The following is a 19,860-nucleotide window of genomic DNA, read 5'->3' on the forward strand; positions in this document are numbered from 1 at the left end:
GCGGTTCAGTAACGGATGCGGGGGTCGAGCCACAGGTAGCTCAAATCGACCAGCAAGTTGATCAACACATAGAGCACGCTGAAAAACAGCACCACCCCTTGAATGACAGGAAAGTCACGGTTGAGCACCGCGTCCACCGTGAGCGAGCCCAAGCCCGGAATGGCATACACCGTCTCGGTCACCACCACGCCACCAATCAAAAGCGCAATGCCGATGCCAATCACGGTGACGATGGGCACCGCCGCATTGGCCAGCGCATGGCGCAGCAAGACCACCTGCTCGGTCACGCCTTTGGCGCGGGCCGTGCGGATGTAGTCTTCGGTCAGGGCTTCGGACACACTGGCGCGTGTCACCCGGGCGATCAGGGCCACATAAATCGTGGCCAGACTGATCCAGGGCAGCACCAGCTGATAGGCCCAGGCACCGACCCCTTGCGAAGACGGCCCGAACAAACGGCGATAGCCTTGCACCGGTAACCACTGCAACTCGATGGCAAAGACATAGATCAGCACATAGCCGATCACAAACACCGGCACCGAAAACCCGGCCACCGCAAAGCCCGACAAGATGCGGTCCAGCCAGCCACCCATGCGCCAGGCCGCCAGCGTGCCCAGGGGCACGGCCAAACACACCGCAATCAGCATGGTGCCTGCGGCCAGCGACAACGTGGGCTCAATGCGCTGGGCAATCAGCTCGGTGACCGGTTTGTTGAGGTAAAAGGAATACCCCAGATCGCCCTGCAAAACACCCGAAAGCCAGATGCCGAACTGCGTGAACAAAGGCTTGGTCAGCCCCAACTGCTCACGGATGCGGTCAATGTCTTCGTTGGTGGCATTGTTGCCTGCAATCACGGCGGCGGGGTCCCCCGGCGTGAGCCGCAGGATCAGGAACACGATGATGGCCACCGTGAACAAAACAGGAATCAGCGCCAGCAGGCGCTGCATCAAAAAACGCAGCATGAAAGATTCCGAGGATGACGATGAATGAGCAGCCAGCCGAGGCCCAGACCCCAGGCCCCGCCCCGAAAGCTGACGATGCAGTCAAGACTGGCCGGACCCCGCAGGGCCGACCAGCTTGCCCGATCAGTTCTTCTTGATGTTCCAGTACACCTGCGCACCGCCGGGCACCAGGCCCGTGACGTTCTTGCGCAAAGCCGCAGGGTTGAAGTACTGGCCCAACGGCACATGCGAAGCGGTCTCCATGGCGCGCAGCTGAATCTGCTCGGCAATCTGCTTCTTCTGCGCATCGTTGGTGGCCTGCGCAAACTTGACTTTCAGGTCTTCGATCTGCTTGTCGTCTTGCCAGCCGAACCAGCCTTTGTCACCCGCAGCATTCATCATGGCCATGGTCAGCGGGTTCAGGATGTCACCCGCCGTCCAAGCGGTCATGAAGGCGTTCCAGCCGCCCTGTGCCGGTGCGTCTTTCTTGGCACGGCGTGCCACCAAAGTGGCCCAGTCCATTTGCTGCATGTCCACTTTGAAGCCAGCGGCTTCGAGCTGCTGCTTGGCCACCAAGGGGAGTTTGGCAATCGAGGCCAGATCGGTCGGACGCATCAACAAAACAGGCGTGCCGTCATAGCCAGCCTCTTTGAGCATTTCTGCTGCTTTCTTGGGGTCGGCCATGCCGGTGTAGATGCCCGTCTTTTCGCTCGAGAAAGGTGTTCCGCAAGGGTACATGCTCTTGCAGAACGTGAACATGCCGGGGGCACCCACCTGGGTCTTCAGGTGAGCTTCCTGGCCCAGCGCCACCATGGCGGCCTGGCGGATCTTGACGTTGTTGAACGGTGCATGCAGGTGGTTGAATCGCAAGATGAACTGCAATCCAGCAGGTTGCGCATCCACCAAATGGATGTCTTTTTGCGCCTTGAGCGATGCATATTGCTCAAAGGTGGGCTGCTCGACGATGTCGACCTCACCGGCCACCAGCGCATTGAACTGGGTTTGCGGGTCGCGGATGATGACCCACTCCACGCGGTCCACATTCACCTGCTTGCCGCCGGTGGTCCCATCGGGCGCTTCAGCGCGGGGCTTGTATTTGTCGTTCTTGGTGTAGACCAGTCGCTCACCTGGCTTGTACTCGGCGGGCACGAACTTGTAAGGACCGGAACCCACGTGTTCCTTGATCTGCTCGGTGCCGGGTGTGGCCGCGATGCGTGCGGGCATGATGAACAGCACGTTGGACGAAGGCTTGCCCAGCGCTTCAAGCATCACGCCAAAAGGCTTGTTCAACTTGATCACAAAGGTCTTGGCATCGGGCGTGGCGTAGCTCTCAACGCTCTTGGCCAGCACGCCGCCAAAGCTGTCGCGGCTGGTCCAGCGCTTGATGGACGCCACCACGTCTTCGCTGTTGACAGCTTTGCCATCGTGAAACTCCAGCCCGTCCCGCAGCGTGAACGTCCAGGTCAGGTTGTCTTTGCTCACGTTCCACTTGTCCACCATCTGGGGCTTGACCTTGCCGGCCAGATCGGTGCCGAACAAAGTGTCATAAATCATGTAGCCGTGGTTACGCGTCACGAAGGCCGTGGTCCAGACCGGATCGAGAATGGTGATGTTGGCATGGGGCACCAACTTGAGGGTTTTGCCTTGGGCCTGAACGGCCATGGGTGCACACATCGCCGCAGCCAAAGCCGCAACAGCAAAAAGAGAACGACGCTTCATGAATCACTCCAGTCAATAGGGGGACAAGTCAAACTTGACCAAAACACTATAAATGCAAACATGCAAATCACTTATCCGGACATTACCCAATGCAGCGCACTCGATTTGTCGCGTGCGATACACACCCAGCAAGTTTCATGCCGAGAAGTCATGCAGGCGACACTGGCGCAAGTCGACCGACTCAACCCGCTGAGCAACGCCATCGTCAGCCGTGTCGAGCCGGACTTGTTGATGTCACAAGCCGCCGAGCGCGACGCCCAACTGGCCAGGGGCCAATCCCTGGGCTGGATGCATGGGCTGCCCCAAGCCATCAAGGACTTGGCCAATGTGCAAGGCTTGCGCACCAGCCTGGGCAGCCCCTTGATGAAGGACTTTGTGGCCGCTGAAGACGGCTTGATGGCCCAGCGCATGAAAGCCGCAGGCGCCATCGTTATCGGCAAAACCAACACCCCCGAATTCGGTCTGGGCTCACACACCTTCAACGAGGTGTTTGGGGCCACACGCAACGCCTGGAACCCCAGCAAATCCGCTGGCGGCAGCAGTGGCGGAGCCGCCGTGGCGCTGGCCCAACGCATGCTGTGCGTGGCCGATGGCTCGGACTTCATGGGCAGCTTGCGCAACCCCGCAGGCTGGAACCATGTGTTTGGCCTGCGCCCCTCGCAAGGCCTTGTGCCCATGTGGCCCGCGCAAGACGTGTTCATTGCGCAGCTGGGCACCGAAGGCCCCATGGCCCGGCATGTGCGCGATCTGGCCATGTTGCTGTCGGTGCAGGCGGGCAAGCATGCAGCCAGCCCCTTGAGTCTGAGCCAGGACCCCGCCGTGTTTGCGGGCAGCCTGGACAGCGATCCCAAGGGCACGCGCATCGGTTGGCTCGGTGACCTGCAAGGCTATTTACCCATGGAAAGCGGCATTCTGGACATTTGCCAGTCGGCCCTGGGCAGCCTGTCTGATATGGGCTGTCAAGTGGACGAGGCCGTGCTGGGCATGCCACCCGAGCAGGTCTGGCAAGCCTGGCTGGTCTGGCGCCAAGCCCTGGTCGGGCCGCGTGTGGCACCTTTTTTGGTGAACGCGGCCAACCGCGAAAAAATCAAACCCGAAGCGCTGTGGGAACACGACCAATCGCTTTCCTTGACCGGCGCGCAGCTGATGTCGGCCAGCGCCACACGCACACGGTTTTTCCAGAGCATGCTGCAGTTGTTTGAACGCTTTGATGTACTGGCCATTCCGGTGGCGCAAACCTGGCCGTTTGATGTGACGATGCGCTGGCCGCAAAGTGTGGCGGGCCGGACCATGGACACCTACCACCGCTGGATGGAAGTGGTGATTTACGCCACCTTTGCGGGCCTGCCCGCCATCAGCGTGCCCGCAGGCTTTGGCCCCGATGGCCTGCCCATGGGCCTGTCACTGATTGGCAAACCCCAAGGCGACCTGGACTTGCTCAAACTGGCCCACGCCTACGAAATGGCCAACCAGGCCATGATCGCCCAAAAGCCCCCCGGCGTTTTGTAGGTCGGCGGTCCAAGACCACGACGGAATCCACCCCGTAGGTCGGTGGTCGAAGACCTCGACAAATGCCTGATCCAAGCGCTGCGCCTGTATGGGCTTGGGTGGTCAACCGGGTCAACGTCGGACTCTGCGAGTGCCGACCTACGATGTCTTCTACACGTCAGGCATCCGCGAACGGAATCCACCCCGTAGGTCGGTGGTCGAAGACCCCGACAAATGCCTGATCCAAGCCTGTGCCTGCATGGGCTTGGGGGTCAATCGGATCAACGTCGGACTCTGCGAGTGCCGACCTACGATGTCTTCCTCATATCAGGCATGCGCGAACGGAATCCACCCCGTAGGTCGGCGGTCGAAGACCCCGACAAATGTCTGATCCAAGCGCTGTGCCTGCATGGGCTTGGGGGGTCAATCGGATCAACGTCGGACTCTGCGAGTGCTGACCTACGATGTCCTCTACACGTCAGGCATCCGCGAACGGAATCCACCCCGTAGGTCGGCGGTCGAAGACCCCGACAAATGCCTGATCTAAGCGCTGTGCCTGCATGGGCTTGGGGGTCAATCGAATAAACGTCGGACTCTGCGAGTGCCGACCTACGGTGTCTTCTAAAGGTCAGGCATCCGCGAACAGAATCCACCCCGTAGGTCGGCGGTCGAAGACCCCGACGAATGTCTGATCCAAGCGCTGCGCCTGCATGGGCTTGGGGGTCAATCGGATCAACGTCGGACTCTGCGAGTGCCGACCTACGATGTCTTCCTCATATCAGGCATGCGCGAACGGAATCGACTTCGTAGGTCGGCGGCCCAAGACCCCGACAAATGCCTGATCCAAGCGCTGTGCCTGCATGGGCTTGGGGGTCAATCGAATAAACGTCGGACTCTGCGAGTGCCGACCTACGGTGTTTTCGGCACTTCAGGCATCCGCGAACGGAATCGACTTCGTAGGTCGGCGGCCCAAGACCCCGACAAATGTCTGATCCAAGCGCTGTGCCTGCATGGGCTTGGGGGTCAATCGAATAAACGTCGGACTCTGCGAGTGCCGACCTACGGTGTTTTCGGCACGTCAGGCATCCGCGAACAGAATCCACCACGTAGGTCGGCGGTCGAAGACCCCGACAAATGTCTGATCCAAGCGCCGCGCCTGCATGGGCTTGGGGGTCAATCGGGTCAACGTCGGACTCTGCGAGTGCCGACCTACGATGTTTTCGGCACGCCTGGCATCCGCGAACAGAATCCACCCCGTAGGTCGGCGGTCGAAGACCCCGACGTGGAGCCTGCGCCGAAGCCAACAGGAAGACGCAGGCCCTCAGGCCGCCACGCTGCGCGACCAGCCGGTCAAGTCCAGCGAGGCCAGCGCCATGATCTTGGCCGAATCCACCAGTTCCTGAATGCCCACGTATTCATCGGGCTGGTGCGCCAAATCCAGGATGCCGGGGCCATAGGCGATGCAGTCCTTCAATTGCCCTGAACGCACGATGTGCTTTTGGTCATAGGTGCCGGGGCTGGCGATGTAACTGGGCTCTCGACCCAGCACGCGGGCAATGGCGCGGGCTGTAGCGTCCACCACCGGCGCGTCTTTGGGCGTGGCGGTCGGCACAAAACTCATGATGTCGCGGATGCCGTAGTCAAAACCTGGCCGGGTGCGTTTGAGTTCATCGAGCATGTCGATGATTTCTTTCTTGACGGCTTCGAGGTTTTCCTCGGCAATGAAGCGCCGGTCGAGCACCGTGCGGCAGCTGTGCGCCACCACCGGCGCGGGCGTTTGCGCCGTGGGCCAGCCGCGCTCGTCGTTGGCATAGTGCTGCTCCACCTGCCCGCCGTGGATGCTGTTGATGTTCAGCGTGCTCACCCGCGCGCCCGGCGGCTCCACCGGCTCGGCAGTGCTGCGCCCTTGCAGGCGGGGCTGCAATTGCGTCTCCAGCAAATGAATAAAGGCGCTCATGTGGTTGATGGCGCTGTCGCCCAGAAAGGGCATGGAGCCATGCGCAATGCGGCCCCAGGTTTCGACCTCGCCCCACCACACCCCCCGGTGCCCCAGGCAGATGCGGTCCACGCCCAGCGGTTCGGGAATGATTACATGGTGCACACGCGGCTTGCTGAAATAACCGCGTTCGGCCAGATAGCCCACACCCGCAAAGCCGCCGGATTCTTCGTCCACCGTGCCGCTGATTTCCAAAGCGCCTGGTATCGGCAAACCCGACTCGATCAGGGCTTCGCAGGCGATGATGCTGGACGCCAGGCCACCCTTCATGTCGCAGGTGCCACGGCCATACACGCGGCCGTTGGCCACCTGACCGCCAAAGGGCTCATAGGTCCAGCCGGAACCGGCTTCGACCACGTCGATGTGGCTGTTGAAGTGCACGCACTCGCCAGGGGCCCCGCCCTGCCAACGCGCCACCACATTGGTGCGCGGGTGGCTGTCGCTGTCGCCAGGGGCACCCAGGGCGCGCACATATTCGACCGCAAAACCTTTTTTAGCCAGCCGCTCGCCAATGAAATGGGCGCAGGCCTCGTAGGCGTCACCGGGTGGGTTGACGGTAGGAATGCGCACCAGATCCTGGGTAAGCGCTGTGACTTCGTCGCGCTTGGCGTCGATGCGGGCAAGGAGGTGTTCAACGGCTGATTTCATCGGGGCAGTTTATCGCCCGCCCCCAGCGTGCATCAGTCACACAGGGCTCAGGTTTTGTCCCCGTGACGCGGTTTACCCGGCATGGCTCCTGTTGATCCGGCCCTGTGAAGTCATCAAGTGTCGGGGCTGAAGCCACCGACCTGCGGGTGACTTGGCGCAACCGTTTCAGACTTCAGCGCGCCGGATCAACAGGCTCAAGCCTGCCGCCAGGGCAGGCCGTGAAAGCGCCAGCCGCCGCTGGTGCCACGGTGGGCGTGGCTGTCTGGATCGCCCTCGAAGCCTTCCAGGATGTTGTAGGCTTGCAAGCCCAGTTCGGTGGCACGTTGCGCCGCTGCAATTGACCGCACACCGCTGCGGCACAGCAGCACCAGCTTTTTGCCGCCTGCCCCCAGAGCCTGAATGCCCGCATCGAACTCGGGGTTCATCGCCATGCCGGGCCACTGCTTCCAGGCCAGGGCATGGGCTTCGGGCACAAAGCCTACCCAGGCGCGTTCGGCATCGGTGCGCACATCGACCAGCGCAGCTTGCCCCGATTGCACCCAGGCCCAAGCCAGCTGAGGACTCACATCACCCGCATAGCCGGACACCGGCCGCACGGCCAGCAAGGCATCACCACCCGCATCGTGGCGCAGGCCCGACGTCAAGTTGGCGGGCACGGCTTCATCCATGCGCTTCGGTCTGGGCAGATTCAAGTTGTTCATGGTCTCGACAAATTGCGCCTGTGTCTTGCCCGCCACACGGGCGTTGTGCAGCATCTCATGCCCAATGCTGGAGTGCGTGCGGCCCTGGTAGTCGTGGCCGGGCCAGACGGTGGTCTGTGCAGGCAGTTTGAACAGCACATTCGTCAAACTGTTGTACATCGCCTCGGGACTGCCCGACTGAAAATCGGTGCGGCCGCAGCCATTGATCAGCAAGGTGTCGCCCGTGAAGACGTGGTGAGACGGGCCAAACACCCCATAAAAACACATGCTGCCCGCTGTGTGCCCGGGGGTCAGCAGCGCCTTGACGCTGTGCGCGCCAAACGCGAGCACCTGGCCGTCTTCGAGTTGCACCGTGGCCGTGCCAATGTGACATCCGGCAGGTGCCGCCGTCTGGGCTCCGGTCAGTTCGGCCAAGCGACCGGCGCTGGTCACATGGTCGGCGTGCACATGGGTTTCAACCGACCAGCGCAGCGTCAGGCCGTGCTCTTTCAGCACGGCCAGATCGCGCTGCAACTGATCATCCACGGGGTCAATGATCAAGGCCTCACGGCTCAGGTCATCGAACAGGATGTAGGTGTAAGTGCTGGATGCCGGATCAAACAATTGGATCGGGTTCATGACATAGCTTCCTCAGGCAAATTTGGTCAACATCTCGGCCACCTGATGGGGGGATTGGTCGCCTTGCTCAATCATGCAGCCCACCATGGCAAAAAAGGACTTGTCCAGCGCCTTGCGTGAGGCGGCCATTTGCTGGGCCACTTTTTCGCAGTCGGCATCCGACTCGATCAGGCGCTGCAAGCCGCGCAACTGCCCTTCAATGCGTGCCAAACGGGCGCACAGGGCTTTTTTCTTTTCAGGATCAACGATTCGGCTCATGGAAATCTCCAGCGCTTACAGGCATTACGGGTGGCAGTATGCATGTATCGGGCAATGATAACTTTTTGCGCCCAGCTGGCGATTCGCTGGGGCTGGTGGTCTGCGGGGTGATCGCTTGCAGGCAAGCGCCTACAAAATACCCTGCCTGCCCTTGGCGGTGCAATTTCATGCCAAGCCACCCAGGAGCACTGGACTTTGCCAGCACAAACCCAGACCGTCAGTGACAGGCAAGCCATCAGCGGCTAAGATGCGCGTTTTGGTTGACGTTAACGTAAACGTCAATCAGCCAGCCCATGGAGACACCGAATGACCGATCTTTCTGCCGAATTCAAAGCCCTGGCCGAATACCGCCCCACCAACAAGGTGCGTTTTGTCACCGCCGCTTCTCTGTTTGACGGCCACGATGCCGCCATCAACATCATGCGCCGCATCCTGCAAAGCATGGGCGCCGAAGTGATTCACCTGGGCCACAACCGCTCGGTGGACGAGGTGGTGACCGCTGCCCTGCAAGAAGACGCCCAGGGCATCGCCATCAGCTCTTACCAGGGCGGGCACAACGAATACTTCAGCTACATGGTCGATCTGCTCAAGGCCCGGGGCGGCGAACACATCCAGGTGTTTGGCGGCGGCGGTGGCGTGATCGTGCCGACCGAAATCCGCGCTTTGGCCGACAAAGGCGTGCGCATTTTCAGCCCCGAAGACGGCCAGAAAATGGGCCTGGCCGGGATGATTGGCGAGATGGTCATGCGCTGCGACCAGGACGTGAGCCCCTTGGCCCCCAAAACCGTGGACGCGATTCAGGGCCACGGCGAGATGAATTGGCGCGCCCTGGCACAACTGATCACCGCTTTAGAAAACGACAAAGCCGATGCCAGCGTGGTCCAAGCCGTGCGCGAACAAGCCGCGCAAAAGAAAGTGCCCGTGTTGGGCATCACCGGCACCGGCGGTGCGGGCAAGTCCTCGCTCACGGATGAATTGATCCGCCGCCTGCGCCTGGACCAGGGCGACGCGCTGCGCGTGGCCGTGATCTCCATCGACCCATCCCGCCGCAAGAGCGGTGGTGCACTGCTCGGCGACCGCATCCGCATGAACGCCATTTCACCCTGGTCCCAAGGCCCCCGCGTGTTCATGCGATCGCTGGCCACGCGTGACTTTGGCAGTGAAATTTCAGCCGCTCTGCCCGATGTGGTGGCAGCCTGCAAAGTCGCCGGTTTTGACGTGATCGTGGTCGAGACCTCCGGCATTGGCCAAGGCGACGCCGCCATCGTGCCGCATGTGGACGTGCCGATGTACGTGATGACGCCCGAGTTCGGCGCGGCCAGCCAGCTCGAAAAAATCGACATGCTGGACTTTGCCGAGTTCGTGGCGATCAACAAATTTGACCGCAAAGGCGCATCGGATGCCCTGCGCGATGTGGCCAAGCAGGTGCAGCGCAACAAGGAAGCCTGGACCGTGCCGACCGAGCAAATGCCCGTCTTTGGCACCATGGCCGCCCGCTTCAACGACGACGGCGTGACGGCGCTTTACCAAGCCCTCAAAGCCCGCTTGGCCGAGCTGGGCATGAAGACCACCGAAGGCCGCTTGCCGGTGGTCAGCGTGCGCTACAGCACCCACCAGAACCCGGTGGTGCCGTCTTCCCGCACCCGTTACCTGGCCGAGATCAGCGACACCGTGCGTGGCTACAAAAAACGCGCCATCGACCAGTCGCGCCTGGCCCGTGAAATCCAGCAACTGCGTGCTGCGGCCCGCATGCTCGAAGTGGGCAAATCCGGTCGCGCCAAGGCCGCCGAAGCCGCCATCGACCTGGCCGTTGCCCGCGAGCAAACGCAAGACCCCCACGCCCGCAAACTGCTGGCCCAGTGGCCCGACATGCAAAAAGCCTATGCGGGTGAAGAATACGTGGTCAAGATCCGTGACAAAGAAATCCGCACGGCGCTGACCACCAAGAGTCTGAGCGGCACCACCATCCGCAAGGTGGCCCTGCCCCGATACGAAGACGATGGCGAAGTGCTCAAGTGGTTGATGCTGGACAACGTGCCCGGCAGTTACCCCTACACCGCAGGCACCTTTGCCTTCAAGCGCGAAGGCGAAGACCCGACCCGCATGTTCGCCGGTGAAGGCGACCCCTTCCGCACCAACCGCCGCTTCAAGTTGGTGAGCGAAGGCCTGCCCGCCAAGCGCCTGTCCACCGCGTTTGACTCGGTCACGCTGTACGGCAACGACCCCGACCTGCGTCCGGACATCTACGGCAAGATCGGCAATTCGGGCGTGAACGTGGCCACGCTCGACGACATGAAGGTGTTGTACTCGGGCTTTGACCTGTGCAACCCCACCACCTCGGTGTCGATGACCATCAACGGTCCCGCGCCGTCGATCCTGGCCATGTTCATGAACACGGCCATTGACCAAAATCTCGACAAGTTCAAGCTTGAGAACGGCCGCGAGCCCACCGAAACCGAAGCTGCCAAGATCCGCGAATGGGTACTGGCCAATGTGCGCGGCACGGTGCAGGCCGACATCCTGAAAGAAGACCAGGGCCAGAACACCTGCATCTTCTCGACCGAGTTTTCATTGAAAGTGATGGGCGACATCGCGCAGTATTTTGTGCACCACGACGTGCGCAATTTCTACTCCGTGTCCATCAGCGGTTACCACATCGCCGAAGCCGGGGCCAACCCGATCAGCCAGTTGGCCTTCACGCTCTCCAACGGTTTCACCTTTGTCGAAGCGTATTTGGCGCGTGGCATGCACATCGACGATTTCGCGCCCAATTTGTCGTTCTTCTTCAGCAACGGCATGGACCCCGAGTACACCGTCATGGGCCGTGTGGCACGCCGCATCTGGGCGGTGGCCATGAAAGAGAAATACGGCGCGAACGAACGCAGCCAAAAACTCAAGTACCACATCCAGACTTCGGGTCGCTCGCTGCACGCTCAAGAGATCCAGTTCAATGACATCCGCACCACGCTGCAAGCGCTGATTGCGATCTACGACAACTGCAACAGCCTGCACACCAACGCGTTTGACGAAGCCATCACCACGCCCACCGAAGACTCGGTGCGCCGCGCCATGGCGATCCAGATGATCATCAACCGCGAGTGGGGCTTGGCCAAGAACGAAAATCCGAGCCAAGGTGCCTTCATCATCGAAGAGCTGACCGAGTTGCTGGAAGAAGCCGTGTTGGCCGAGTTTGAAAAGATCGCCGAGCGCGGCGGTGTGCTGGGCGCGATGGAAACCGGCTACCAGCGCGGCAAGATCCAAGACGAGTCCATGCACTACGAGATGCTCAAGCACACCGGCGAGCTGCCCATCATCGGCGTCAACACCTTCCGCAACCCCAAAGGTGACGCGGTCATGGAAACACTGGAGCTGGCCCGCTCGACCGAGGAAGAAAAACAATCGCAACTCCAGCGCCTGCATGACTTCCACGCCCAACACGCCGCCGAATCGCCCGCCATGCTCAATCGTTTGCAGCAAACCGTGATCGACAACGGCAACGTGTTTGAGGTGCTGATGGACGCGGTGCGTGTGTGCTCGCTCGGTCAGATCACCAACGCCTTGTTTGAGGTGGGTGGGCAGTACCGACGCAATATGTGATGAGGAATAAGCAAGCCATGGTCCAACTTCACCGCATGCTGGCCATGGGCTTGCTGCTCTTTGTGGGATGTGCGCAGGCAGAAACACCCGCCTTTCTGGCGGAGCGGGAAAAAAACTTCCCTTCGCCCAGCGCCGCCAAGGATTACCAAACCTTTGCTCCGGTCAGGGTGGCCACGTTTTCCAATTGGGCCAAGTACTTCAGCTCATGCACCATTGAGCCGGGACCACACAGTCGCAGCTTGGCGCAAGGGCAGCTGCCCCGCCCGCTGAGTTATTCAAGGTTCCCTATTGGCGGGACCCGAACCCTGGATGACTTTGTCGATGCCTACCCGGTCACCTCCTTGATTGCAGCGCAAGCAGACAAGATTTTGGAGGAGCGCTACCCGCGCATGCGCTTACCTTCAGACAAGTTTGCGTCTTTTTCAATGGCCAAATCCATCACCAGTTTGTTGGTAGGCATTGCACTCGATGAAGGCAAGATCGCTTCATTGGACGACCCGGCCAGCAAGTATGTGCCCGCGATTGCAGACTCGGCTTATGGCGCGATCAGCCTTCGTCATCTGCTGCGCATGAGCTCAGGCATGAACTACAGCGAAAACTATTCCGGCCGCGATGACAATGCGCGCATGCAGGGTTATCTGGAGTCACAAGGCTCGATCGTTGCCATCAATGTCTTCAAGGGCAAACCCTTTCACACGCCGGGCAGCAAATTCAACTATGCAGGCATCGAATCCATCGTACTGAATCAGGTGGTCGCTCACGCCACAGGGCAGCCCATCTGCCAGTACATGCAGGAAAAAATTTGGGGCCCCATGGGTGCCCAAGACAGCGGAACATGGCAACTGGACGGCGCTGGTCAGGCCATGGGCCAAATGGGCTTTGCGGCCACAGCCAGAGACTGGGTGCGCCTTGGACTGATGATCGTCAATGATGGCAAAGTCGGCGACAGGCAAGTCATCTCAAAGTCGTATCTGGATGAAGCCACGCGCATGAGCGCTCAACCCGAACACTTTCATAAAGGCAATGGGGTCAATCGTCTTTATGGCTATGGCTACCAATTCTGGCTGCTCGGCGAGAGCCAGCCGGTCATGCTGGGGGTTTTTGGTCAACACCTGTTCTTGGATCGCAGCCGCAAAGCCGTTCTTTTGATCACCAGCGCATGGCCCAGCACGCTCATGCCTCTTTATTCCATGAATTACAGCCGCTTGTTTGAAGCTTTTACCGACAGTCTGGATACGCCGCCCATCAAGCCTTGAACACACCCCAACAAGAGCCCAGTTTTCGCCCAAACTTATCGGACTGACCGTCTGACCTGCAAAACCAGGCCACATGGGTACACACAAGGCGGGCATGCCCAGTGTCACGCCACCCAAGAAAAAAGCCCCGCAGTGCCGGGGCTTTTTGTGGGCTTCTGCAGGCTTATTTAAACGGCGATGGTCCCGCCGTCTTTACGGGTCACCACAAACGTGGCCGAGCGTGGGCGCTTGGTCGACGCCGCATGGGTCTGGGTATCCGGCCAAGCGCTGTTTGGATTTGCCAGCGTTCCATCTTCCCCTGGGTGCTGCACGTTGCAAAACATGGTTTTGCCATCGGGCGTGACGACAACACCCGTGATCTCGCAATCCTTAGGTCCCACCAGGAAACGGCGCACTGTATTTTCTGTTGCGTTGGCACCTTTGATGGTCTGCGTACCACCCACTGCAATGGCTTTGCCACCGTCGCCCACTTTGCCAGGCACAGCAGCCAGCATCATGCAGTTGGTCACATCGGTGTAGGCGCCGTCATCGGTCTGGATCCAGAGCATGCCGCGGTGATCAAAGTACAAACCATCTGGGCTGGAGAAGTCGTTGACTGCTGTCAAACCTGACAGGTTGACATTGGCTGCGGCATCGTTTTCTGCGCCGAACAAATAGATGTCCCATGCAAATTTGGTGGCTGCCACGCTGCCAGCATCTTCTTTCCAACGAATGATGTGTCCATTGGGGTTGCTTTTGTTGCCTTCGCCATCGTCATAAAAACGTGGGTTAGCCGCATCGGGCTTGGCTTGGCGACCGGTGAGTGCAGCCGTGGAGGCTGGATCGACGCGATTGGATGAGTTGTTGTTCGTGAGGGTCATGTAGACCTCACCGTTCAATGGGTTCACAGCACCCCACTCAGGACGGTCCATCTTGGTGGCGCCCAGGCTATCGGCTGCCAAGCGGGTATTGATCACCACATCACCCTGATTGGCGAAAGCGAACAAGGCATTGTTGGCGTCCAAGCCGTTTTTACCGAAAGTCAGTTCCAACCAAGTGCCTGTGCCGTCGGCGCTGAACTTGGCCACATACAAAGTGCCTTCGTCCAAGTACTTGGCACCTGCCGCCAAACCCCCATTGACATCCTTGGGGTCCCACAAAGCCTTGGAGACAAACTTGTAGATGTATTCGTTGCGAGCGTCATCGCCTTGGTACATCACGATGGGCTGCCCCACAACGGCGGGGGCTGGCCATGCGCCTTCGTGGTTGAAGCGGCCCAGGGCCGTGCGCTTGGCAGGGACAGAAGTGTTGTTGAACGGATCGATTTCGACCACCCAACCAAAGTTGTTGGCCGTGTTGCGGTAATCATCCGCTGCCGTCGCGCCGACGACAGAAGAGGTCCAACGGGCAAACAAGTCATCCGTACCGGGAGTGTCCCAACCATAGGGGTTTTTGCGGTTTTCCGTCAAGCCATACCGGTTCAAAGAAGCCACATCTTTGGCTACGCGTTTGGCGTTATCGCCTGCAGCACGGCCCACCACGTTCAACCAATTCTCCTCGCAGGTCAAGTAAGTGCCCCAAGGGGTGTAGCCATTGGCGCAGTTGTTGTTGGTACCACGTGTCTTGGTGCCATCAGCAGAAAATTTGGTTTTGAGCCACTCATTGCCCTTGGCTGGACCAGAGAAAGTCATTTCAGTGGCCGAAGTGATGCGGCGGTTGAATTTGGAGCCACGCACCATGGTCATGTCGTTGCCGGTGCTGCGCTTGACTTCTGCAACGCTCACGCCGTGGGCGTAGATTTCTTTTTCCACTTCGCTGGCCACGCGGGCAGCACCCGCTGTTCGGCCGGCGGGGTGCATCACGTAAGGCGAGACCACATATTCGTGGTTCACACACAGCAAACCACGGTCGGAGCGGTTGGCATCGTATTTGCCGTCTTCGGTCAGGCCGAAGTAATACATGCCGTCGTGGCCATCGCCGATGCGGCGGTTGTAGGAGTCGGCCGTCTCAGAGCCATTGTTTTGCCAAGATGAGTCGGCATAGTGCATGGGGTCACCCAGGGCATGCAGGATGCTCACTTGGTAGCCTTCAGGTACCGTGACCACGTCATTTTTGTTCTTGGCGACAGCGGCAAACCCCAGCGCCAAAGGAGTTACGGGTGAAGATGAATCACCCCCGCAAGCGCTCAGACCCAGACCACCCAGCAAAGCCGTGGCGGTGACACCCACGCCGCCCTTGAGCGTTTGGCGGCGGCTCAAACGGATCGCCAGCAAGTCATTCATGTGCAAGTTGGGCGATGGGTTGACGATCGCGTTGTCGTCGTATTCATTGTGCTGCAAAGCATTCTCCGAGTTGTTGAAGTCGTTTAATGTCTCAGCACTTAGTTACAGATTTATTAAATAAAGACCACCTAATAACAATTAAATTTATACGTTTACGGGTATTGACCGCAAAACATGGCTGCAGAAAAGTTCTCGAGTTTCCATCGCGTCACCAGAAGTCTTTGACCCTGTCAAAGCGACTGCACACCTCCCATGCAGGCGCTGCGCCCTGCGCGCAATGGGCGTGGCACTCGCCCTGATCACGCATCGTGCCCAAGCGTGCATGCTCCCTCGACGAATCCCCACAGCTGTGGGAAGGTGGCCGTCAACAGGCCGATGCGCGACTGAATTGGCGGATGCGTTCAGCGGTGCCCGGGTGGCTGTCCAGCATACCGGTCTCGCCGGGGCGCTTGTCCAAGCGTTGCAGGATGTCGGCAAAGCGTTGGGGCGACACGCAGACGCTTTGCAGCCAATGCAAGGCGAAGTCATCGGCTTCACGCTCCATGCTCCGTGAATAGCCAGTTTGCAGCAGCAAAGCAGGCAAACCCGCAGCCATATCGGACACGCTGCTCACATCACCGGTAATGGCCACCAAAATCAAACCGGCACCCAGCGACTGAAGCGACAAGCGCAAACCATGCCGTTCATGAACATGGCCCAACTCATGCGCCAGCACGGCCAGGGTTTCTTCGTCGTGCCCGGCCAGCAAGACCAGCTCATCCGTGACCACCACTGTCCCGCCGGGCAGCGCCATGGCATTGGCTCCGATGCGTTTGCCTTGTCGAAACAAGAGCTTGTAAGGTGGGCAACTTGTGCGCGCGCACAAGTCCTGCAACTGCTGCGCCAAGGCCTGCTGCCGCTGCTCAGGCAATTTGGAGGGGGCCAGCATCACGCCATCCAGCACTTGCAGGGTTTGGTCTGCGACGATCTGCACCAGCGCATCCGGCAAGACAGCGGCAACGACCTTGGCAGCTGCTGGCACGCCCCAGCGCAAGCCTGAAAACACCAAGGCACAGGCCACCAGCAAAGCCCCCAGTGCATAGAGCATGCGCCCTTCCAGCACCCGCGCCCAGCGCTCCAGACCCACGCCACCAGCCTGCGCCCAGTGCGTCCCCAAGGAACGGTCGTGCACGCGAAAAAAACCGCCGTCGCTCAGATGAACGAGGGCATGGGTCTGCCCCACAGCAGGGTCCCAGCGCAACTTCTCCAGCGGGGCTGACCCGGCCATGGCGTCGGAAGACCAATGCAGCTGACCCTGGCTGATCGTCAGCTGCACCACATGGCCGCGAGCACTGAGGCCATCAAAATAATCAGCCTCAAAGACACTCACAGGAAACCCGTGCCAACAGCCAATGCATCGGCCATCTCAGACCCTGTTGCCCCCGGGGCTTGCAGTCGCGAGCCGGTGAAGATGTCCAAGGCTTGGGCTGATTGCACCGTCAACTGCGCTGCGCGGTAGCGGGCCAGACGAACCCGCGCCCAAGGGTAAAAAAGTCCCAAGGTGATGGCCATGAGGAACACGTTGGAGACAAAAATCCAGATCAGGCTGCGTGCGCGCAAACGGCTTTCAAAACCCACCGCACCCAATGAACTGGGGTTGAAATACAGATTGCCGATGCGGGCCATGACATAGCCGCCAATCATCAGCATGGCGCCGTAGAACAGCACCACCGCCACACCCACCAGACTGGCGCCCAGCACAGGGTTGGAAACCACGCTCCAGGCGCCCACACCGATTAAGGCCACAGGCACCAACAGCATGGCCAGCGCGATCAGATAAACGCGCCAGAACTGTTTGTGCTGCCCCTGGTACTGGGCGGCCGTATCACCAAAGCGGGTGTGTGCAATCACAAATCGGACCTGGCGATAGCTCATGTAGGGCAGGATCAGGCCGAGCGTGAAGGGCAGCAGCAGTGGCAGCAACACATACACCATGGCCGCCTCTTTCACGCCGCCCGTGAAATCAAAACGAATGCCTCGATAAGCACTCATGCGGGCATTGAAACGCAAACCGGCCACCACCAGCCAAGGTGTCGCTATGAACAGCGCCACCATGATCGCCACAGCCAAGGCAGGCATGAAATGGCTGGACAGGGCGTAAACCACCATGACGGCCAAGGCGATCAAACGCCCCTTGAGCAACTGCATGGGGGTGGCCAGATAGGTGAAAGGCTGCCCATCCAGCACGGTGTGACCATAAAACCAGCGCTGGGTGCGCACTTTGGCCCATGCCGAATAGATGCCCACGGTCACGATGCTCAACAGGATGTTGACAATCCAGATTTTGAAATATTCGCTGCCGCGACCGGTGAAACTCAATGGATACGATTTGCTGTCTGACACAAAAACCCCCGCATTGCGCAATGTGAATGATGAAGGATGGCGATTGTGCGTCATAAAAATGCATTCTTTAATGCTCATTCCAAGAAATACGCTTGGTATGTGGACCTGCGAGGAAGCGACAGTGCCGTCACAGGCCCAGTCCCCAAGCCCGGGCACAATGGCTGCATGCAAAGACCTATTCCATTCATCGCCCCCGAAGTGTTTGACAGCGCCGATGCCGCCCTGAAGCGGGTGCAGGCCATCTACGAACAAAGCCTGAGTCACCTGCGCGACGCCATGCGCCGTTATGTGGCGGGCGAGCCCATGATCGACAAAGTGCGGGCTTGCTACCCCTTTGTGCGGCTGCAGACCACCACCGGATGGACGCCCCCCAAGAGCCTGGAAACCGAATGGCTGAGTTACGGCTTTGTGGCCACCGCCGGACGCTACGAAACCACACTCACACGCCCCGACCTGTTTGCGGTGTATCTGCGCCAGCAGTTTGCACTGCTGCTGGCCAACCATGACGTGGCGCTGGAGGTGGGCACCAGCCTGTTGCCCATACCGGTGCATTTTTCCTTCGCCGAAAACGACCACATCGAAGGCGTGATGAGCACCGAGCGCCGCGCCCAGATGCGCGAGGTGTTTGACCTGCCCGACCTGACTGCCATGGACGACGGCATTGCCAACGGCACCTACGAGCCAGCGCCGGGTCAGCCTGCGCCGCTGTCGCTGTTCACCGCGCCACGCATCGACTACTCGCTGCACCGACTGCGCCACTACTGCGGCACGAACCCGGTGCATTTCCAGAACTTTGTGCTGTTCACCAATTACCAGTTCTATATTGACGAATTCATTGCGCTGGGCCGCGCCGAGATGGCCAAAGCCGACAGCCCCTATGTGGCCTTTGTGGAGCCTGGCAACGTGGTCACGCGCCGCGTGGGCCTGAGTGCTCAGCCCGAGGATGCGCTGGGCACGGCCCCGCCACGTCTGCCGCAAATGCCCGGCTACCACCTGGTGCGCGAAGACCACAGCGGCATCACCATGGTCAACATCGGCGTGGGTCCGGCCAATGCGAAGACCATCACCGACCACATCGCGGTGCTGCGCCCCCACACCTGGCTGATGCTGGGCCACTGCGCGGGCCTGCGCACCACGCAGCAGCTGGGCGACTATGTGCTGGCACACGCCTATGTGCGCGAGGACCATGTGCTTGACGAAGAACTCCCCCTGTGGGTGCCGATTCCGGCGCTGGCCGAGATCCAGGTGGCACTTGAACGTGCGGTTTCCGAAGTCACAGGTTGTCATGGTGCGGACCTCAAACGCCTCATGCGCACCGGTACCGTGGCCAGCACCGACAACCGCAACTGGGAACTGCTGCCCGACAACACCCCACAGCGGCGCTTTAGCCAAAGCCGCGCCGTCGCGCTCGACATGGAAAGCGCCACCATTGCCGCCAACGGCTTTCGCTTTCGCGTGCCCTATGGCACCTTGCTGTGCGTGAGCGACAAGCCGCTGCACGGCGAGATCAAGCTGCCTGGCATGGCCAACCACTTTTACCGAGAACGGGTCAACCAGCACCTGCAGATCGGCATCCGGGCCCTGGAGTTGCTGCGCGCCGCAGGCCCTGCCCAGCTGCACAGCCGCAAACTGCGCAGCTTTGCCGAGGTGGCTTTCCAGTAAGCCTGGCTCACAGCTGAGCAGCTTGCAAGCGCACATGTCGGACTCTGCCAGTGCCGACCTGCGGGAAACTACAGGCATCACCGGTTAACACACGCAATTTCCCGTCATTGCGAGGAGTTTGCGACGCGGCAATCCAGCAACGGCGCACGCAATGACGGCGTGAAGGAGCAATGACAGGGTTGCGTGGTTCCCGTCATTGCGAGGAGCCTGCGACGCGGCAATCCAGCAACGGCGCACGCCACAAGCTCTAGCACCAACTCGACCACAGCATCTGGATTGCCACGCTACGCTCGCAATGACGGAATAGAGGACTCGGGATGACGGACTGAGAGGATC

Annotated in this window: 12 protein-coding genes and 1 pseudogene; 4 read left to right on the forward strand and 9 right to left on the reverse strand. The window is 60.1% G+C overall.

All coding sequences use genetic code 11. The annotated features are described in order from the left end of the window. Window positions 1-5 precede the first annotated feature (5 nt). Window positions 6-959: an ABC transporter permease gene (locus tag H663_RS26675; protein WP_053168734.1), complete on the reverse strand. Its 954-nt coding sequence runs from the start codon at window positions 957-959 to the stop codon at window positions 6-8. Between the two features lie 123 nt (window positions 960-1,082). Then, a complete protein-coding gene (locus H663_RS26680; RefSeq protein ID WP_053168736.1) occupies window positions 1,083-2,657 on the reverse strand; it encodes an ABC transporter substrate-binding protein in 1,575 nt (524 codons plus the stop codon). Between the two features lie 60 nt (window positions 2,658-2,717). Here H663_RS26680 and H663_RS26685 point away from each other — a divergent pair, with 60 nt between their 5' ends. After that, window positions 2,718-4,166 (forward strand): amidase, encoded by a 1,449-nt coding sequence (locus H663_RS26685; protein ID WP_053168738.1) that lies wholly within the window; start codon window positions 2,718-2,720, stop codon window positions 4,164-4,166. A 1,300-nt stretch (window positions 4,167-5,466) separates the two neighbouring features. On the opposite strand, the gene H663_RS26690 is transcribed toward H663_RS26685, so the two are convergent. From H663_RS26690 to H663_RS26700, 4 genes and pseudogenes are all read right to left on the reverse strand, one after another. Continuing rightward, window positions 5,467-6,789, reverse strand: coding sequence for an acetylornithine deacetylase/succinyl-diaminopimelate desuccinylase family protein (locus H663_RS26690; RefSeq protein WP_053168740.1), 1,323 nt, complete (start codon window positions 6,787-6,789; stop codon window positions 5,467-5,469). A 194-nt stretch (window positions 6,790-6,983) separates the two neighbouring features. Then, window positions 6,984-7,457 (reverse strand): rhodanese-like domain-containing protein, encoded by a 474-nt coding sequence (locus tag H663_RS42175; protein ID WP_420844038.1) that lies wholly within the window; start codon window positions 7,455-7,457, stop codon window positions 6,984-6,986. A 138-nt stretch (window positions 7,458-7,595) separates the two neighbouring features. Further along, window positions 7,596-8,108 (reverse strand): annotated as a pseudogene (locus tag H663_RS42180) (MBL fold metallo-hydrolase); the annotation flags it as partial. A 12-nt stretch (window positions 8,109-8,120) separates the two neighbouring features. Continuing rightward, complete coding sequence (locus tag H663_RS26700) at window positions 8,121-8,366, reverse strand: metal-sensing transcriptional repressor (protein ID WP_053168744.1); 246 nt, start codon at window positions 8,364-8,366, stop codon at window positions 8,121-8,123. 306 nt (window positions 8,367-8,672) lie between these two features. Between H663_RS26700 and icmF the strand changes: the two genes are divergently transcribed. Further along, window positions 8,673-11,963, forward strand: a complete 3,291-nt coding sequence (icmF, locus tag H663_RS26705) for a fused isobutyryl-CoA mutase/GTPase IcmF (RefSeq protein WP_053168746.1) — start codon at window positions 8,673-8,675, stop codon at window positions 11,961-11,963. A 17-nt stretch (window positions 11,964-11,980) separates the two neighbouring features. Beyond that, complete coding sequence (locus tag H663_RS26710; RefSeq protein ID WP_165803872.1) at window positions 11,981-13,219, forward strand: serine hydrolase domain-containing protein; 1,239 nt, start codon at window positions 11,981-11,983, stop codon at window positions 13,217-13,219. A 167-nt stretch (window positions 13,220-13,386) separates the two neighbouring features. Here H663_RS26710 and H663_RS26715 read toward each other — a convergent pair whose 3' ends face one another. The 3 genes from H663_RS26715 to H663_RS26725 all read right to left on the reverse strand — a co-directional run bounded on the left by H663_RS26715 (window position 13,387) and on the right by H663_RS26725 (window position 17,838). Further along, window positions 13,387-15,480, reverse strand: a complete 2,094-nt coding sequence (locus H663_RS26715) for a PhoX family protein (RefSeq protein ID WP_083451016.1) — start codon at window positions 15,478-15,480, stop codon at window positions 13,387-13,389. A 364-nt stretch (window positions 15,481-15,844) separates the two neighbouring features. Beyond that, window positions 15,845-16,849 carry a M48 family metallopeptidase gene (locus tag H663_RS26720; RefSeq protein ID WP_053168752.1) on the reverse strand — a complete coding sequence of 335 codons (1,005 nt, stop codon included), beginning with the start codon at window positions 16,847-16,849 and terminating at the stop codon, window positions 15,845-15,847. Then, window positions 16,846-17,838 carry a YjgN family protein gene (locus tag H663_RS26725; RefSeq protein ID WP_205872681.1) on the reverse strand — a complete coding sequence of 331 codons (993 nt, stop codon included), beginning with the start codon at window positions 17,836-17,838 and terminating at the stop codon, window positions 16,846-16,848. The genes H663_RS26720 and H663_RS26725 overlap by 4 nt, the downstream gene beginning before the upstream one ends. Before the next feature lie 189 nt (window positions 17,839-18,027). On the opposite strand from H663_RS26725, the gene H663_RS26730 reads away from it, so the two are divergent. After that, the gene (locus tag H663_RS26730; RefSeq protein ID WP_053169366.1) at window positions 18,028-19,524 is read left to right on the forward strand and encodes an AMP nucleosidase; all 1,497 of its coding nucleotides are present in this window, start codon (window positions 18,028-18,030) and stop codon (window positions 19,522-19,524) included. Window positions 19,525-19,860 lie beyond the last annotated feature (336 nt).

Origin of the sequence: Limnohabitans planktonicus II-D5 (genome assembly GCF_001270065.2) — a bacterium.
Classification (GTDB): domain Bacteria; phylum Pseudomonadota; class Gammaproteobacteria; order Burkholderiales; family Burkholderiaceae_C; genus Limnohabitans_A; species Limnohabitans_A planktonicus.

Excerpts from the sequence above, each read along its gene's own strand:
- H663_RS26700 (WP_053168744.1), bottom strand. The coding sequence starts at position 8,366 with ATGAGCCGAATCGTTGATCCTGAAAAGAAAAAAGCCCTGTGCGCCCGT.
- H663_RS26685 (WP_053168738.1), top strand. The coding sequence starts at position 2,718 with ATGCAAATCACTTATCCGGACATTACCCAATGCAGCGCACTCGATTTG.
- H663_RS42175 (WP_420844038.1), bottom strand. The coding sequence starts at position 7,457 with ATGGATGAAGCCGTGCCCGCCAACTTGACGTCGGGCCTGCGCCACGAT.
- H663_RS26715 (WP_083451016.1), bottom strand. The coding sequence starts at position 15,480 with ATGAATGACTTGCTGGCGATCCGTTTGAGCCGCCGCCAAACGCTCAAG.
- H663_RS26730 (WP_053169366.1), top strand. The coding sequence starts at position 18,028 with ATGCAAAGACCTATTCCATTCATCGCCCCCGAAGTGTTTGACAGCGCC.
- icmF (WP_053168746.1), top strand. The coding sequence starts at position 8,673 with ATGACCGATCTTTCTGCCGAATTCAAAGCCCTGGCCGAATACCGCCCC.
- H663_RS26690 (WP_053168740.1), bottom strand. The coding sequence starts at position 6,789 with ATGAAATCAGCCGTTGAACACCTCCTTGCCCGCATCGACGCCAAGCGC.
- H663_RS26680 (WP_053168736.1), bottom strand. The coding sequence starts at position 2,657 with ATGAAGCGTCGTTCTCTTTTTGCTGTTGCGGCTTTGGCTGCGGCGATG.
- H663_RS26675 (WP_053168734.1), bottom strand. The coding sequence starts at position 959 with ATGCTGCGTTTTTTGATGCAGCGCCTGCTGGCGCTGATTCCTGTTTTG.
- H663_RS26710 (WP_165803872.1), top strand. The coding sequence starts at position 11,981 with ATGGTCCAACTTCACCGCATGCTGGCCATGGGCTTGCTGCTCTTTGTG.